Origin of the sequence: uncultured Bradyrhizobium sp., assembly GCF_936943645.1 — a bacterium.
In the GTDB taxonomy this organism is placed as follows: domain Bacteria; phylum Pseudomonadota; class Alphaproteobacteria; order Rhizobiales; family Xanthobacteraceae; genus Bradyrhizobium.
This window is the reverse complement of record NZ_CAKZJO010000023.1, coordinates 26,894-42,918: the sequence shown is the minus strand read 5'-3', so window position 1 is coordinate 42,918 and position 16,025 is coordinate 26,894. Positions and strand designations below refer to the sequence as shown.

Sequence of the window (16,025 nt, the reverse complement as noted above, 5' to 3'; positions counted from 1 at the left end):
CTCTGGAATACTGGATCGTCCGCCCCAGTGCGCAAGGGCGCACAAGGCGGACGATGACGGCGGGGCAAGGCTCTGCCTTCGGGGGAAATCCGCACATGCCTAACACCAAATCCGAACTCCGTGCCAAAGCCCTCGCGGCGCGCGATGGGCTCAGCGAGAAGAAGCGCAGCGCCGCCGCCGCCAAGCTCGCCAAGCGCGGGCTGCCGTTCAAGCTGCTGCCGGGCAGCATCGTCTCCGGCTACGCGCCGATCCGCAGCGAGATCGATCCGATGCCGCTGATGAGGAAGCTCGCGGAGGAGGGCGCGAAGCTGGCGCTGCCTTGCGTCACCGCGCGCGGCCAGTCGCTGATCTTCCGCCTCTTCCATCCGAACGACCGCCTGATGCTCGGCCCGCTCGGCATTCCCGAGCCGTCGCCGGCAGCGGCCGAAGTCATTCCCGACATCATGCTGACGCCGCTCGCCGCGTTCGACCGCCTCGGCCATCGCATCGGCTATGGCGCCGGGCATTACGATGTCACTTTCGCACATTTGCGGAAAGCCAAGAACATCGTCGGCATCGGGCTCGCTTTTGCAGCGCAGGAGATCAAGGCGGTTCCGGCACTATCGCACGACGTCGCGCTGGATTATGTGCTAACGGAATCCGATGTGTTCGATTTCCGGAGTTCTGAAGTTGCGCATTCTCTTCGTGGGTGATGTCGTCGGCCGGGCGGGGCGCAACGCCATCGCCGAATATCTGCCCGGCATGGTCAAGGACTGGTCGCTCGATCTCGTCGTCGTCAACGGCGAGAATTCCGCCGGCGGCTTCGGTATCACGGAAGCGATCTACCAGGAGTTTCTCGACGCCGGCGCCGATGCGGTGACGCTCGGCAATCATTCATGGGACCAGCGCGAGGCGCTGGTGTTCATCGAGCGCGCCGACCGTCTGGTGCGTCCGGCGAATTATCCGCGCGGCACGCCCGGCCGCGGTGCCGCGCTGGTCGAAACCAAGAACGGCAAGCATGCGCTCGTCGTCAACGCTTTGGGGCGCGTCTTCATGACCCCGTTCGACGATCCCTTCGCCGCGCTGGAGCGCGAGCTAGGGGCCTGCCCACTCGGCGTTGCCGCCGACGCCATCGTCGTCGATTTTCATTGCGAGGCGAGCAGCGAGAAGCAGGGCATCGGCTTCTTCTGCGACGGCCGCGCCAGCCTCGTCGTCGGCACCCACACCCATGTGCCGACCGCCGATCACCAGATCCTCAACGGCGGCACCGCCTATATGACCGACGCCGGCATGACCGGCGATTACGACTCCATCATCGGCATGCAAAAGGAGGAGCCGCTGCGCCGGTTCACCTCGGGGATTCCGTCAGGACGGTTCGAGCCCGCCGCAGGCGTGGCGACGCTGAGCGGCGTCGCCGTCGAGACGGACGACGCGACGGGCCTCGCGCTCAAGATCGCACCGGTGCGTGTCGGTGGACGGCTGGAGCCCGCGACGCCGAAATTCTGGTTGAGCTGAACGGCGAAGCTTCACCTTTGGTGTCGTCCCTGCGAACGCAGGGACCCATACCGCGTGATTCGTCGATTGCGGATGGTCGCAGTACCGAACGACGACTTTTCGCCAAACCCAATCCTGTGGTTATGGATCCCGGATCTGCGCTTCGCTCGTCCGGGACGACGGCGGAGATCGACGCGCAATCACGCATCCATCTCAGGTGACCGCACCGCGCGCCGCGATCGGCCAAAGTGCCTCCACGCGGGCATTGGGCGTATTGAAGCCGCGGACGCCGACGTACCAGTCGTAGAGATTGACGGTGGGGTCGCAATGGCCGGGGATCAGCGTCACCTTGTCGCCGATCGCCAGCCGTGAGGACGCGCTGTCGAAGTCGAGCAGGCCATGCTCGTCGGAGGGCCTGTGATAGCGCAAATCGGGGCGGCCCAGCACGGCCGGAAATCCGCTGTCGTTCGACAGCGCCTTGTGGCCGGCGTCGATGACGGCGCGTTCGCCGGAGCCGGTGCTCATCACGGTCGCGATCACGAACAGCGCGTGCTCGAACGCCCTGGCGTTGCGCGTCCCGTCGGCGACGTTCTTGGCGTAGTCGGCGTCCATGAAAATATAGGAGCCGGCCTGCAGTTCGTTCCAGATGCCGCTCGCGCCTTCGAGCTCGAACGTTCCGGTGCCCGCACCGCCGATCGTCCGGCATTGCAAGCCCGCGTCCTCGAGGGCGCGCAGTGTCTCGCTGGTCGCGTTCGCGGCGCTGGTGATGGCGGCGCGCCGCTCCTCCGGCGTGCGCAGATGCTGGGCGGAGCCGTGATAGGCCTGCAAGCCGCCGAACGCGAGGTGGCGCGAACCCGCCACCTGCCGCGCCAGGCCAGCCGCCGTCGGGCCCGGTCTGACGCCGCAGCGACCGGCGCCGACGTCGATTTCGACCAGCACCTCGATCTGCGACCCGGCCCGTTCCGCGGCGAGCGCCAGCTGCTCGACCACGGTGGAATCATCGACGCAAACGCTGATGCGTGCGTGGCGTGCCAGGGAAGCTAACCGCTCCAGCTTCCGCAGGCCCACCACCTCGTTGCTGACGAGGACGTCGCTCACGCCGCCCGCCACCAGGATCTCGGCCTCGGCGACCTTCTGGCAGCATAGGCCGACCGCGCCGCGCGCGATCTGCTTGGCTGCGATGATCGGCGACTTGTGGGTCTTCGCGTGCGGACGCAACCGGACGCCGAGCTTGCCGACCGCTGCCGCCATGGTGTCGAGATTGCGCTCGAAGGCGTCGAGGTCGATGATCAGCGCCGGCGTGTCGATCTCGGACAGCGGCGCGCCGATTTGGGCGGGTGGAAGCGACATCGAAAACCAGGCCGATTGTGTTCGGGTCCGCGCCCCGAATGTGCGGCGGCCTTTTTACGGCAGCATCGGCCGCCGCACCAGCGCAGGGCGCGACGGGAGCATCGTTCTCCCGCAGCATCCCCCTGAGTATCAATCCGCCGTCTGCCCCCTCAACTCCGCCACATCCTTCGCCGTCAGCTTCGAGCCTTTCGTCCCGAACCGCGCCGTCACGTAGTTCGCCACCGCCGCGATCTCGTCGTCGGTGTACGCATTGCCGAACGCCGGCATCGACAGCGCACCCTCCGGTGTATGCCGCTTGGTGCCCGAGATCACGATCTGCGCGACGTTGGTCGCCGCGGGATCGTTGACGGCCCAGGTGCCGGTGAGGGTCGCCATCGGCGAGACCGGGCTCTCGCCGCTCCAGCCGTGGCAGGAGGCGCAAGCGCCGGCGAACAGCATCTTGCCGCGGGCGTCGGCCGTGACGCCGTCCCTGTGTGAGGCGGGCGCGACAGGGGCCGTGGTAGCCGGCAGGTCGGGCGATGGCACGGCAGGCACGCTGCGCAAGTAAGCAACGATCGAGCGGATGTCCTCTGGCGCGAACTGGCTGAAGCTATGATCGACGGCTTCGCCCATCGGGCCCGACGCAGAGCCGTGGCCAGGGGCGTGGCCGACCGACAGATAGGAGATCAGATCCTGATCGCTCCAACTGCCGAGACCCGTCGCCTTGTCGGAGGAAATGTTGAAGGCACGCCAGCCGGCCGTAATGGCACCAGCAAACTTCCTGCGATTGTCCAGCGCAAAGCCGAGATTGCGCGGCGTGTGGCACTCGCCGCAATGCGCCAGCGCTTCGGCAAGATACGCGCCTCTGTTCCACTCGGGGCTCTTCGAGGTATCGGGCGCAAAGCGCGTGTCCGGATTGAACACGGCCGACCAGACGATCATCGCCCAGCGCTGGTTGAACGGGAACGACAGCGTATTGTCGGGCGCTTTGGCGCGCACCGCCGGAAGGCTGAACAGATACGCCTTCACCGCCAGAACATCCTCGCCGGTCATGAACGTGTAGGACGTGTACGGCATGGCCGGATAGAGGCGCGCGCCGTCGCGGCGCTTGCCGTGCTGGACCGCGTTCAAAAAATCCCGGTCGCTGTAATTGCCGATGCCGGTGTCCTTGTCCGGCGTGATGTTGGTCGAATAGAGCGTGCCGAACGGCAGCTTGAACGCGAGGCCACCGGAATAGTCCTTCTCGCCCGGCTTGGTGTGGCAGACCATGCAGTCGGCGGCCTTGGCGAGATATTCGCCACGTTCGACCAGGCCAGCTTTCTCCAGCTTGGCAGGCACGCCGGTCGGCTTGCCGGCGCGGTAGTCCACCAGCGCCACCTTGGTGCCGCCGGCAAAATCGAGCGGGCCGGGCCCGCGGATGACGAAGACGCCGATCCCGATCGCCACGATGGCGATGACGACGATGCCAGTGAAGATACGCATCTTGCCGCTCATGCCTTCTTCCCCACGGCCAGCAGTTTCCGGTCAATTGGCAGGCGCCGCAGCGTCACGCCGGTCGCTGCGAGAATGGCGTTGCGCAGTGCCGGCGGCCCGGCATTGACGCCGGCTTCGCCGATGCCACCGGGCGCTTCGCCGCTCTTGACGACGATCACCTCGATCTTCGGCGTCTCGTTGATGCGCATCATGCGGTAGTCGTGGAAGTTCGACTGCTGCACGCGGCCCTTCTCGATGGTGATCTCGCCGTAGAGCGCAGCGGTGAGGCCGAAGATGAGACCGCCCTCGATTTGCGCCTTCACCGTGTCAGGATTGACCGCGATGCCGGTGTCCACCACCGAAGTGACGCGGCGGAGCGTGATCTCGCCGATGTCGTCGATCTCGGCTTCCACCACCGTTGCAATGAAGCTCGCGAAGGACGGTTGTACGCAGACGCCGCGCCCGACGCGCGGCGGCAATGGTTGCCCCCAGCCGGACTTCTCCGCGACCTGGTTGAGCACCGCGAGCATGCGCGGGTTCTTGGTCAGCATGGACTTCCGGAATTCGATCGGGTCCTTGCCGGCTTTGCGCGCGAGCTCGTCCATCGCGCATTCGACCGCGAATACGTTGTTGTTTGGGCCGACGCCGCGCCAGAAGCCTGTCGGCACCGACAGCGGCTCGGCGCGGACATATTCGACGTGGAAGTTGGCGAAGTCGTAGGGCGCATCCACCGCAGCGTCGACTGCGTCGATGTCGATGCCCTTCTGGAACGCCGGCGGCAGCCAGCGTGCCAGCACGGCTGAGCCGGCGACCTTGTACTTCCACCCCGAGACCTTGCCGTCGACCAGCGACGCCGTGATCTGGTCGCGATAGACCGGACGGTAGACGTCGTGCTGGATGTCCTCCTCACGTGTCCACACCACCTTCACGGGGTAGTCGACCTGTTTGGCGATCTTCACCGCCGCCACCACCATGTCGGGCTCGAGCTTGCGGCCGAAGCCGCCGCCGAGCAGGTGATTGTTGACGATCACCTTGTCGATTGGCAGGCCCGCGGCCTTCGCCGCCTCCGACTGCACGCGCGTCATGATCTGCGTGCCCGTCCAGATTTCGCAGGAGTCGGGCTTGACGTGCACCGTGGCGTTGATCGGCTCCATCGAGGCGTGCGCCAGGAACGGCAACTCGTAGGCGGCCTCGAACCTGTCGCCGCTCGCGAGCGCCTTGGCGATGTCGCCGTCGGACTTTGCGACCGCGCCGTCCTTCTGGCTGGCCTTGCGCAGATCGTCCCAGATGTCCCTGGTTGTGATCCCGGCGTTCGGGCCCTCGTTCCACGCGATCTTGAGCGCTTCGAGGCCCTTCTTCGCCGCCCACATGTGATCGCCGATCACGGCAACCATGTCGTCGAGCACGACGACCTTGCGCACGCCGGGGAGTTTCACTGCGGCGCTGTCGTCGACCTTGCCGACCTTGCCGCCGAACACCGGGCAGGCGGCGACGGTGGCGAACTTCATGCCGGGCAGGATGGCGTCGATGCCGTAGACCGCCTTGCCGTTGACCTTGTCGGGCGTGTCGAGCCGCTTCAGCGGCTGGCCGATGATGACGAAGTCCTTGGGGTCCTTCAATGCAACATCCTTCGGCGGGGTCTGGCCTTGGGCCGCGAGCGCCAGCGCGCCGTAGGCGAGCTTGCGGCCGCTGGCGGCATGCGCGACTTCGCCCTTCGACGCCGTGCAGTTGGCGGACTCGACGCCCCATTCCGCGGCAGCCGCCTGCACCAGCATGGCGCGCGCGGTGGCGCCGGCCTTGCGCAGCGGCGTCCACCAGGCGCGGATCGAGTTGGAATTGCCGGTGACCTGCAGGCCGAAGGTCGGGTTGCCGTAGAGCTTGTCGTTCGGCGGCGCGTGCTGCACTTCGACCTTGCTCCAGTCGGCGTCGAGCTCTTCGGCGAGCACCGCGGAGATCGAGGTGTAGGTGCCCTGGCCCATCTCGACCTGCGGCATCATCAGCACGGTACGGCCGGTCTCGTCGATGCGAATGAAGGCGTTCGGCGCGAACCTGCCGTCGGTCGTGTCGCGCGGCTGCACCGGCTCGTTGACGGCGGCGCGCAGCGGCAGATGGAAGGCGAGCAGGAAGCCGGCGGCGAGGCCGCCGGTCAGCAGCGAACGGCGAGAGAACCTATCGAGTTCATTCATGGCGGACCTCACGACTGCCGGCCGTTGGCGGCCTGCTTGATGGCCTCGCGGATGCGCACATAGGTGCCGCAGCGGCAGATGTTGCCGGCCATCGCAGCGTCGATGTCGGAATCGTCGGGATGGGGCGTTGCGGCTAGCAGCGCGGCGGCCGCCATGATCTGGCCGGACTGGCAATAGCCGCATTGGATCACCTCGGCCTCAAGCCAGGCCTTCTGGACCTTGGCGCCCGCGGGCGTGCTGCCGACATGCTCGATGGTGGTCACAGTGCGGTTCGAGACGGCGCTGACCGGCAGCACGCAGGAGCGCACCGCCTTGCCGTCGACATGCACCGTGCAGGCGCCGCACTGGGCGATGCCGCAGCCGAACTTGGTGCCGGTCATGCCGAGAATGTCGCGCAGCACCCACAGCAGCGGCATGTCCGGTGGCGCGTCGAACGATTTCGTTTCGCCGTTGATGGTGAGAGTTGTTGCCATGTGCATCCCCTTGCTCGACGAACGCTTGCGGCGCTCGCCGATTTGCGCGCGACCATAATCATAGCGACGCGAAACGATGAAGCTTCCAAATTCGCAGCAATGCATATTTGCGCAGCTGAAGCGTCAGACCATGACGTTCACGAATTTGTGCGGCGATCGCTGCAGCGATTATGGGCTAAATGATATGATAATCGTCATGTTTCGACGCATTTTCGTCGCGAGAGTCGTCGATCGCCGCAGACGATCGTGCGAATGCGGAAAATCGTGCGATGACGAAAATCGTGCGGTTTGGAAAGTCGGGTGGCGAGCGCGCTGACAGTTGTTGTGCCCCTCTCCCCTTGTGGAAGAGGGCGGCGACGTCAGTCGACCCGGGCGCGTTGCGGTGAGGGGTATCTCTCCGCGCACATTGCCCGCGCAGTCGAGTGTGCGGAGACGAACCCCTCATCCGGCGCTTCGCGCCACCTTCTCCCACACGGGGAGAAGGGGAGAGTCGCATAACGAGTTCGGAATAATCGCATTATGCGCGTGTTTTGCCCGACGAGTCAAAGAGGGGCGCAAACTGTCGGCGTAAGCCGTTGATTCCGCATGCCCCGGCTACTGTGCATGGGGTTGTTTTTCGATTTTTTGAGTCAGGACGCGCCGCGGGTGCCCGTCAGCCCTGCCGGAAACCCATCCGGAAGGCGCCCCAGTGCTTGCCGCGGATCATGATCGGCGAGGACAGGTCCTTCATCAGGACGAACTGCCCGCCGCCCATGTCGCGGCGATAGGTCTGGAGCAGGAACGGCTTGGTGTTGGCAGCGACCTTCTTCACCGTGCGGTCGTTGAACAGGCGGCGGTTGCGGCAATTGGCGTTGTTCCAGACCGGGTCCTTGCCCTGCGGCAGGCGGTAGTTCGGGTTGTGGGTCGGCAGATAGCCGCTCCGCGCCCAGGCGACGCAGTAGACGATGCGCGGATCCGATTTCTGGATCGGGTCCTGGATCGCCGGCAGCACGCGATCGGTGAACTCGACGTAATTGGTGAGATATTGCTTCGGGTCGGTGCCGGGAATTTCGCGGTAGGTCTCGTCGAGCAGCTGGTCGAGCGTGATGTCGCCACGATCGAGCGCGGCTTCGAATTCGATTGAGATCCGCTTCGCGGTGTCGACCACGATCCGGATCAGCGGCGTGTCCGACGTCTCCACGCCGCTGTCGGCGATCAGCGCGATCAGGCCCTCGGACGTGTCGAGCAGCTTCGCCACCCGCTCGTCGGCGTTCTTGAGGTCGCGCGAGGAGAGATCGACGCCCTTGGCGAGCTCGTTGAGCTCGCTGATGACGGTGTCGCAATGTCCGAGATTGGAGGTCGCCGCGCGCGTGACGCTGTCGATCTCCGCTTCCACGGAGGCGAAGCCCTGCTGGACGCGCGAGATGATGCCGGAGATCGCTTGCGCGCCTTCGCCGGCGGTCTTGGCACGCTGCGAGGCGTCGCTGCTCTCGCCGATCAGGCCTTCGATCTGGCCGTCGAGATCGCGCACGGTGTCCGAGATCTGGTGCGTGGCCTGGCGCGTGGCTTCCGCGAGGTTCTTCACTTCGCTTGCGACCACGGCAAAGCCGCGGCCGGCATTGCCGGCGCGGGCGGCCTCGATGGTGGCGTTGAGCGCGAGCAGATTGGTCTGCTTGGCGATCGCCTCGATCGAGCCCGAGACCTTCGCCACCTGCGCCAGCGCCGAGCCGACCGCGCTGAGGCGCGCCTCGATCCGCTCCACCGCTGCGACGAGCTCGGAGATGTGGCTGACGGCGGTGTCGACGGCGCTGCGCGACTGCGCGATCTCGCCGACCGCGGCCGACGTCGTGGTCTGCACGGCCTGGGAGGCGTTGGCGATGTCGTGGTTGGCCGAGACCATCGTCTCGGCTGTCTTCTGCAGATGGTGGAACCGTTCCGACTGGTTTGCGACGCGGCTGGCGACTTCCTGAACGTTGCCGGCGATATCGGCGAGTTCCACACCAAGGCCGCCGATGCGGTCGGCAAGCTGGTCGATCAGCCGCTCGGCCAGCGTGCGATTGGAGCCGGTGTCCATGACTGCAAGTTGTACGACGGACATGTTCGATGAGTCCTCCAGTCAGAGCCGCAACCCGGCTCACGGCGGCATTCCCATTCCAATTCAGCTTAAAAGGATGATTCGCGGCCGGCGTCTTGCCTGAGCGTGCACTCGGGCGAAATTTGCGCCTTATTTCTCTATTTCGAGCGGAGGCCGCTTGAAAAAATGCGGCACCCTTTTTGAGATGTACTCTAGAGCTTGTAAGCCGTGCGGAATCCACCCCAGTGCCGGCCCTGCACGCGGATCGGAACGTCGATCTCGCGCATCATCACCGTATTTCCATTCCCCATGTCGCGCGCATAGCTCTGGACCAGGTACGATCGCAGGTTGCGCGCGGCGGCGAGCCCCGCCGGATCGTTGAAGATCCGCCTGTTGCGGCTGTTGGCCGTGTTCCAGGCGACGTCGCCCGGCCGTTGCGGGTGCGAATAGATCTTGTTGTGCACCGGCAGGAAGCCGTTGCGGTCGACCATGGCGCAGAACGCCATGCGCCGGTCCTTGGCCAGAAAGGCTTCCTGAAACGGCGGCAGGGCGCGGTCGGCCCAGTCGAGATATTTCGTGCGGTATTGCTGCGGATTGGTTCCTGCGATTTCGGCATAGTCGGTGTCGAAGAGGTCGTCGATCTTGACCTCGCCGCGGGCAATCGCCTGCTCGAAGATCCCGGTCAGCGCGTTGCCTGCCTCCATGGCGCGGGTGACGAACTCGGTGTTCTCTTCGTGGATCGACCAGAGCTTGTCCTCGATCTTTTCGCGGAGCTCGGCATTGGGGGCGACGAATTGCGCGCGGGCGCCGGCCTTGGATTGCTCGATCACGCGCAGGCGACAGGCGCCGACGTCTTCCAGCGTGCCCTCGATCATGGCTTGCGGTGCGAGCCGGCCCGCGTCCGCGCCGCCGATCAGCACACCGTCCATCGAGATTTCATAGACCGGCATCGCGCCGCGCGCGCTCTCGAACTTGAGATGGCACGGCAGCCGTTCGGTCTTGCGGCGGTCGTCATGCTCGCTCTGGCGGAGCAGCACGGCGCAGCGCGATTTCAGCTTCTGGGCAAAGGTGGTGACGGCCTTGCCGGCACTGGCGACACTCTCGCCGTGGGTCTCGGCGGCCTTGGTCGCCGCATCGATCTCGGCCGCGCTCTCGCCGACCGAGACGATGAACTCCGAGGCGCTGGCGGCGTTGCCCGAGACTTCGCTCGTGGTGGCATTCTGCTCGGCGACCGCGCCGTTGACGGTCTCGAACACCGGGCGGATCGCCTCGATCGCCTGCGAAATGCGGTGCACGGCATCCGCCGAGCCTGCGGCGTCGCGCTGCAGCGCATCGATCTTCTTGGTGATCTCTTCGGTCGCGCTCTGGGTCTGCACCGCGAGGGCCTTGACCTCGGTGGCGACGACCGCAAAGCCCTTGCCTGCGGCACCCGCACGTGCGGCCTCGATGGTCGAGTTGAGCGCGAGCAGCGTCGTCTGCCGCGCGATCTGCGCGATCAGATTGACGACGTTGCCGATCGCGGCTGAGGATTCGCGCAGGCGGTCGACATTGGCGCGGGCTTCCTGCGCCGCGGCGCTGGCCTCGTCGGCGAGCTTGCCGGCCTCGCGAACCTGCGTCCCGATGCCTTGGGCGGACTGGGTGAACTTGTCGGCGGCATGGGCGAAGGTCGAGGCCGTCGATTGCGCCGCATTGGTCCGGCCCGTCAGGGCATCGGTGCGGTCGCGGATGGCGGCAAGGGTCGCCGCGGTCGCCTCGGCGCCGCCGGCCACGGAATTGGCGGCGCGCTCGAGCTGGCGGATCATGGCACCCAGCTCGAGTTCCAGCAGCTCCAGGATCTCCCGGGCCGAATCAGTTTCGGCCACGGCAGCGGGCTCGGCATGGGCCGCCGGCTGCGGAGCCGCCGGGGCGGTCGCAGGCGCAGCCAAATCCACGGCCATGTCCGGCAGACGCTTCCGAAATAGTCCGAACGCCATCAGCTCTCTCTTGTCGGGGAACGGTCGGGCGCTATTTTCGCAGTCCGGAATGAAATCAGGGTTAACAATGCCCGATCTCTAGGCACGGACCATTACGGCTGCGACCTCTACAGTGCTACCTTGAGGCCACCACAGCCCTTTGATTCCGGTGGGGCGGCGGCCTATAAGGCCGCGCTTCCCACCCCCATCGGCGACCATTTCGAGAGACCACGCATGGCCGGACATTCCCAATTCAAGAACATCATGCACCGCAAGGGGCGGCAGGATGCCCAGAAGTCGAAGCTGTTCGGCAAGCTGGCGCGGGAAATCACCGTCGCCGCCAAGCTCGGCACGCCCGATCCCGCCATGAACCCGCGCCTGCGTGCGGCCATCATCGCGGCGCGTCAGGAGAACATGCCGAAGGACAATATCGAGCGCGCCGTCAAGAAGGCGCTCGGCAATGAGGGCGAGAACTATGACGAGATCCGCTACGAGGGCTATGGCCCCGGCGGCGTCGCCGTCATCGTCGAGGCGCTGACCGACAACCGCAACCGCGCCGCCTCCGACATCCGCTCCTTCTTCACCAAATCGGGCGGCAATCTCGGCGAAACCGGTTCGGTCTCGTTCATGTTCGACCGCACGGGAATCATCGAATATGACCGCAGCGTCGCCGATGACGATGCCGTGCTGGATGCCGCGATCGAGGCCGGCGCCGACGACGTCGTCTCCGGCGAAGGTGGCCACGAAATCTACGCCTCGACCGAAAGCTATCGCGACGTCGCCAAGGCGCTGGAGGCCAAGTTCGGCGAGCCGCGCAAGGCCGCGCTGATCTGGAAGCCGCAGAACACGGTCGCGGTCGACGACGAGACCGGCGAGAAGCTGCTCAAGCTGATGGACCACCTCAACGACCATGACGACGTCCAGCAGGTCTACGCCAATTTCGAGGTGTCGGACGCGCTGATCGCGAAGATGGGCGGGTAGGCTGGGGAGGGGATTTTGCCGCTACCGCGCGAGCATTTGCTCGATGAGCTAGCTACGGCCTACGTGCAAACCATAGCAGCCGCAGCCGGTGCCGTGATTGCTGTAGGCAGGGACTACGGAGTAGACGGGACGCTCAATCGAATAGTGCAGGTGCGGACTGCGCACCGGACGCGGTTCGTCCCGTCTGGGTTTCCCGTAGAGTTTCAACTGAAAGGGACTACAACCGCGTCAATTCGTGGCGATCGGGTCCATTACGACTTGCAGGCCAGGAACTATGATCTCATTGTGGGGCGGCACAGGCAGGCGGTGCCATGCTGCTTGTTTCTGATTTGTTTCGAGAATGAGCCTGAATCGTGGTTTGCGCTTCAGCCGCGCGAGCTTATCTTGAAAGCGTCTGCCTTCTGGTGGAGGGAAACAGGCTCTACAACGTCAAATTCTGGGACCGTTCGGATTAGTGTACCTCTTGAGAATCGCCTCACTCCAGGCGCGATTGAGCTGATGCTGCAAGCGTCGAAAGAAAGGTTTGAAGAATGATTGATGCGACAGCCAGTTTACGGGCGGCTGAGCGCATCTCCGTGCATGAGTTGGAGGCTTATTTGCACGCGACGGGATGGTCCTCACGTCCATCTCGCGTTGACGGCGTCGAAATATTTTCCAAACAGATAATTGGGACTGACGATCTGGTGCAGTTCATTCTGCCGGTCGAGCCGGCATTTGCCGATGGAGTACGACGCGTTGCCGACGCCCTGCGGACGGTGGCGCAAGTCGAGGGGTGTTCGGAAGAGCAAGTTGCAGAGAGCATAGGACGGGTTGCCCGCCAACATGCCCAGGAAGATATTCACGATCAGGGTGGCCGTGTCTATGTCGTCGCCGACGACGATTCCTTCCGCGCCACGATCGAGCAGGAACTCAGACGCGCGGGCTACGAAGTCGCGACTTATCCGTGGGCTCATCAGTTGCGCGATCGGCTCGATCGCCTGCCGGATGAGAGTGATCGCAGTTGCATTCTGCTTGACGTTCGGATCCCCGGCTTGAGCGGACTGGACATCGAGCATTCTCTCAACGAACTAGGTTCTAGGCTCCCGATCGTGTGCCTTGCTGAGGTTGCTGATGTGCCGACCAGCATTCGTGCCATCAAGGCGGGCGCAGAAGATTTTCTCGTCAAGCCGATCGAGCAAAGGCAATTGTTCGACGCCATAGAGCGTGCGTTGGCGCGGCGCGCGAATGTATCCGACAAGCGGCAGACAGCTGAGGAGATGCTGGCGCTTGCTATCACGCTCACCCCGCGCGAGCGGAAAGTTCTTGAATTGGTCGTCCGCGGCAAACTGAGCAAGCAGATTGCGCAAGAACTAGGGACAAGCGAGCGCACTGTCAGGGTTCATCGTCATCACTTGATGGAGAAGATGAAGGTGCAGTCGCTGGCAGAACTAGTGGCGATCGTGGAGCGGTTCGACTTAGTTAGCCAACGGAAATTGTTGTCGCCTCGGCCAAAGCGCGATTTGCACCGCTCTTAAAATCCCGTTCGTGGTTGCGGATCCTTCGCACCGATTTGCGAAAAGCCTTCGGGGGATGGGTCGTTGTTTATGTTTCGTTCACGCTGCTATGGCGCTATCACTGGCCCATGACCGCACTTCCGATTCGTGGCCCCGTCCGCATCATCGGCATCGACCCCGGCCTGCGCCGCACCGGCTGGGGCGTGATCGAGGCTGAGGGCAACCGTCTGATCTATGTGGCCTGCGGCTCGGTGGAACCGCCGAACGACCTGCCGCTGGCCGGCCGGCTGCTCGCGATCCACGAAGGGCTCGCTTCCGTGCTCTCGAACCATCAGCCGATGGAGGCCGCGGTCGAGCAGACCTTCGTCAACAAAGACGGCGTTGCGACGTTGAAGCTCGGCCAGGCCCGCGGCGTCGCCATGCTGGCGCCCGCAATGTTTGGCATCCCGGTCGCAGAATACGCGCCCAACCAGGTCAAGAAGACCGTCGTCGGCGCCGGCCACGCCGAGAAGGCCCAGATCGCGATGATGCTGAAGATTCTTCTGCCGAAGGCCGATCCGCCGTCGGCCGACGCCGCCGACGCGCTCGCCATCGCCATCACCCACGCCCATCACCGCCAGAGCACCGCGCTCAGGCTGAAGGTGGCGAGCCTCTAATGCGCGTTGTGAGGCACAGATGAGCCGCATGGACGGTGTGCTCCCTCCCCCCTTGTGGGGGAGGGGCGGGGAGAGGGGTAGCCGCAGGGACGGTGCCGCCGTCGTTGAAGAGTCTGGCGCGCAATCCGTCCACCTTCGAGACAATCCCCGTGTGGCACCCCCCTCCCTACCCCTCCCCCACAAGGGGGGAGGGAATGGAGAGGCCATGCCGGGCGGCCTTCAAGCAGTGGGTGCGCAGAGATGATCGGCAAGCTCAAGGGCCTGATCGATTCCTACGGCGAGGATTTTGTCATCCTCGACGTCGGCGGCGTCGGCTATCAGGTGCACTGCTCGACGCGTACGCTGCAGCATCTGCCCAAGCCCGGCGAGGCCGCCGTGCTCTCGATCGAGACCTATGTCCGCGAGGATCAGATCAAGCTGTTCGGCTTCCGCACCGACCAGGAGCGCGAATGGTTTCGTCTGCTGCAGACCGTGCAAGGCGTCGGCGCCAAGGTCGCGCTCGCCGTGCTCGGTACGCTGGCGCCGTCCGACCTCGCCAATGCGATCGCGCTGCGCGACAAGGCGGCGGTGTCGCGCACGCCGGGCGTCGGCCCGAAGGTGGCCGAACGCATCGTGACGGAATTGAAGGACAAGGCCCCGGCCTTCGCCAATGTCGATCCCGCCGTGGTGCATCTGGCCGGCGCCGTCGACGACCAGCGTGCGCCGCGCCCCGTGGCGGATGCGATCTCGGCGCTGGTCAATCTCGGCTACGGCCAGCCGCAGGCGGCGGCCGCCATCGCATCGGCCTCGCGCAGCGCCGGTGAGGGTGCCGAAACCGCGCAGCTCATCCGGCTCGGCCTGAAGGAGCTCGCGAAGTGAGCGACCCCAAGGCAGATCCGAAGGCCAACCGCATGGTTTCGCCCGAGCGCCGCAGCGACGATGTCGGCGACACCGCCTTGCGCCCGCAATCGCTGTCCGATTTCGTCGGCCAGGCGCAGGCGCGCAAGAATCTCTCGATCTTCATCGAGGCGGCGCGCAAGCGCGGCGAGGCGTTGGATCACGTGCTGTTCGTCGGTCCCCCCGGCCTCGGCAAGACCACGCTGGCGCAGATCGTGGCGAAAGAGCTCGGCGTCGGCTTTCGCGCCACCTCGGGTCCCGTCATCGCCAAGGCCGGCGATCTCGCAGCGCTCCTCACCAATCTCGAAGAGCGCGATGTGCTCTTCATCGACGAGATCCATCGCCTGAGCCCGGCGGTCGAAGAAGTGCTCTATCCCGCGATGGAGGATTTCCAGCTCGACCTCATCATCGGCGAGGGCCCGGCAGCGCGCTCGGTGAAGATCGAGCTGTCGAAATTCACCCTCGTCGGCGCCACCACGCGCGCAGGTCTCCTTACGAATCCCCTGCGCGACCGCTTCGGCATTCCGGTCCGGCTGAACTTCTACACGATCGAGGAGCTGGAGAGCATCGTCAGCCGCGGCGCGCGCGTGCTCAATGTCGGCATGAGCGCCGACGGTGCCAACGAGATCGCGCGCCGCGCCCGCGGCACGCCGCGCATCGCCGGCCGTCTGCTGCGCCGCGTGCGCGATTTCGCTTCAGCAGCCAATGCCGACACGATCGACCGCAAGATTGCCGACCACGCGCTGAGCGCGCTCGAGGTCGACGCCGCGGGCCTCGACGCCATGGATCGCCGCTATCTCACGACCATCGCGACGAACTATGGCGGCGGCCCGGTGGGCGTCGAGACGATGGCTGCCGCACTGTCCGAGCCGCGCGATGCGATCGAGGACATCATCGAGCCCTATCTGATCCAGTGCGGGTATCTCCAGCGCACCCCGCGCGGCCGCCTGCTGACCTCGCACGCGTTCCGCCATCTCGGCCTCGCCGAACCCTCGCGTGATGCGGCCGCACAGTTCGGCCTGTTCGGCACCGACCAGGCCGAGGACGATTGACGGCCGCAGCCGGTGAACCCTCAAGTCC

At 65.3% G+C, this 16,025-nt stretch carries 14 protein-coding genes; 8 read left to right on the top strand and 6 right to left on the bottom strand.

The window, feature by feature from the left end; translation table 11 throughout:
• The first annotated feature begins 95 nt into the window (after nt 1-95).
• On the top strand, nt 96-692 hold the full coding sequence (locus Q0743_RS03030; protein WP_298240117.1) for a 5-formyltetrahydrofolate cyclo-ligase: 597 nt from the start codon (nt 96-98) through the stop codon (nt 690-692).
• A complete protein-coding gene (locus Q0743_RS03025) occupies nt 670-1,494 on the top strand; it encodes a TIGR00282 family metallophosphoesterase (RefSeq protein WP_298240116.1) in 825 nt (274 codons plus the stop codon). The genes Q0743_RS03030 and Q0743_RS03025 overlap by 23 nt, the downstream gene beginning before the upstream one ends.
• Before the next feature lie 192 nt (nt 1,495-1,686).
• Here Q0743_RS03025 and Q0743_RS03020 read toward each other — a convergent pair whose 3' ends face one another.
• The 6 genes from Q0743_RS03020 to Q0743_RS02995 all read right to left on the bottom strand — a co-directional run bounded on the left by Q0743_RS03020 (nt 1,687) and on the right by Q0743_RS02995 (nt 10,960).
• The gene (locus Q0743_RS03020; RefSeq protein WP_298240115.1) at nt 1,687-2,823 is read right to left on the bottom strand and encodes a DSD1 family PLP-dependent enzyme; all 1,137 of its coding nucleotides are present in this window, start codon (nt 2,821-2,823) and stop codon (nt 1,687-1,689) included.
• 129 nt (nt 2,824-2,952) lie between these two features.
• Entirely contained in the window at nt 2,953-4,296 is a 1,344-nt protein-coding gene (locus Q0743_RS03015; protein ID WP_298240114.1) for a c-type cytochrome, read from the bottom strand.
• Nucleotides 4,293-6,461, bottom strand: a complete 2,169-nt coding sequence (locus tag Q0743_RS03010) for a molybdopterin cofactor-binding domain-containing protein (RefSeq protein ID WP_298240113.1) — start codon at nt 6,459-6,461, stop codon at nt 4,293-4,295. The genes Q0743_RS03015 and Q0743_RS03010 overlap by 4 nt, the downstream gene beginning before the upstream one ends.
• Before the next feature lie 8 nt (nt 6,462-6,469).
• The gene (locus Q0743_RS03005; RefSeq protein ID WP_298240112.1) at nt 6,470-6,934 is read right to left on the bottom strand and encodes a (2Fe-2S)-binding protein; all 465 of its coding nucleotides are present in this window, start codon (nt 6,932-6,934) and stop codon (nt 6,470-6,472) included.
• Nucleotides 6,935-7,586: 652 nt separating this feature from the next.
• The gene (locus Q0743_RS03000; protein ID WP_298240111.1) at nt 7,587-9,011 is read right to left on the bottom strand and encodes a methyl-accepting chemotaxis protein; all 1,425 of its coding nucleotides are present in this window, start codon (nt 9,009-9,011) and stop codon (nt 7,587-7,589) included.
• A 188-nt stretch (nt 9,012-9,199) separates the two neighbouring features.
• Nucleotides 9,200-10,960 carry a methyl-accepting chemotaxis protein gene (locus Q0743_RS02995; RefSeq protein WP_298240110.1) on the bottom strand — a complete coding sequence of 587 codons (1,761 nt, stop codon included), beginning with the start codon at nt 10,958-10,960 and terminating at the stop codon, nt 9,200-9,202.
• Between the two features lie 213 nt (nt 10,961-11,173).
• Here Q0743_RS02995 and Q0743_RS02990 point away from each other — a divergent pair, with 213 nt between their 5' ends.
• The 6 genes from Q0743_RS02990 to ruvB all read left to right on the top strand — a co-directional run bounded on the left by Q0743_RS02990 (nt 11,174) and on the right by ruvB (nt 15,997).
• A complete protein-coding gene (locus Q0743_RS02990; protein WP_298240109.1) occupies nt 11,174-11,920 on the top strand; it encodes a YebC/PmpR family DNA-binding transcriptional regulator in 747 nt (248 codons plus the stop codon).
• 15 nt (nt 11,921-11,935) lie between these two features.
• Nucleotides 11,936-12,454 (top strand): DUF4365 domain-containing protein, encoded by a 519-nt coding sequence (locus Q0743_RS34260; RefSeq protein WP_367184836.1) that lies wholly within the window; start codon nt 11,936-11,938, stop codon nt 12,452-12,454.
• On the top strand, nt 12,451-13,434 hold the full coding sequence (locus Q0743_RS02985) for a response regulator transcription factor (protein WP_367184835.1): 984 nt from the start codon (nt 12,451-12,453) through the stop codon (nt 13,432-13,434). Before Q0743_RS34260 ends, Q0743_RS02985 begins: the two co-directional genes overlap by 4 nt.
• Nucleotides 13,435-13,541: 107 nt before the next feature.
• On the top strand, nt 13,542-14,069 hold the full coding sequence (gene ruvC, locus Q0743_RS02980) for a crossover junction endodeoxyribonuclease RuvC (protein WP_298240108.1): 528 nt from the start codon (nt 13,542-13,544) through the stop codon (nt 14,067-14,069).
• A 240-nt stretch (nt 14,070-14,309) separates the two neighbouring features.
• Nucleotides 14,310-14,927, top strand: coding sequence for a Holliday junction branch migration protein RuvA (gene ruvA, locus Q0743_RS02975; protein WP_298240107.1), 618 nt, complete (start codon nt 14,310-14,312; stop codon nt 14,925-14,927).
• Nucleotides 14,928-14,959: 32 nt separating this feature from the next.
• Nucleotides 14,960-15,997 (top strand): Holliday junction branch migration DNA helicase RuvB, encoded by a 1,038-nt coding sequence (ruvB, locus tag Q0743_RS02970; RefSeq protein ID WP_298240118.1) that lies wholly within the window; start codon nt 14,960-14,962, stop codon nt 15,995-15,997.
• Nucleotides 15,998-16,025: the final 28 nt, after the last annotated feature.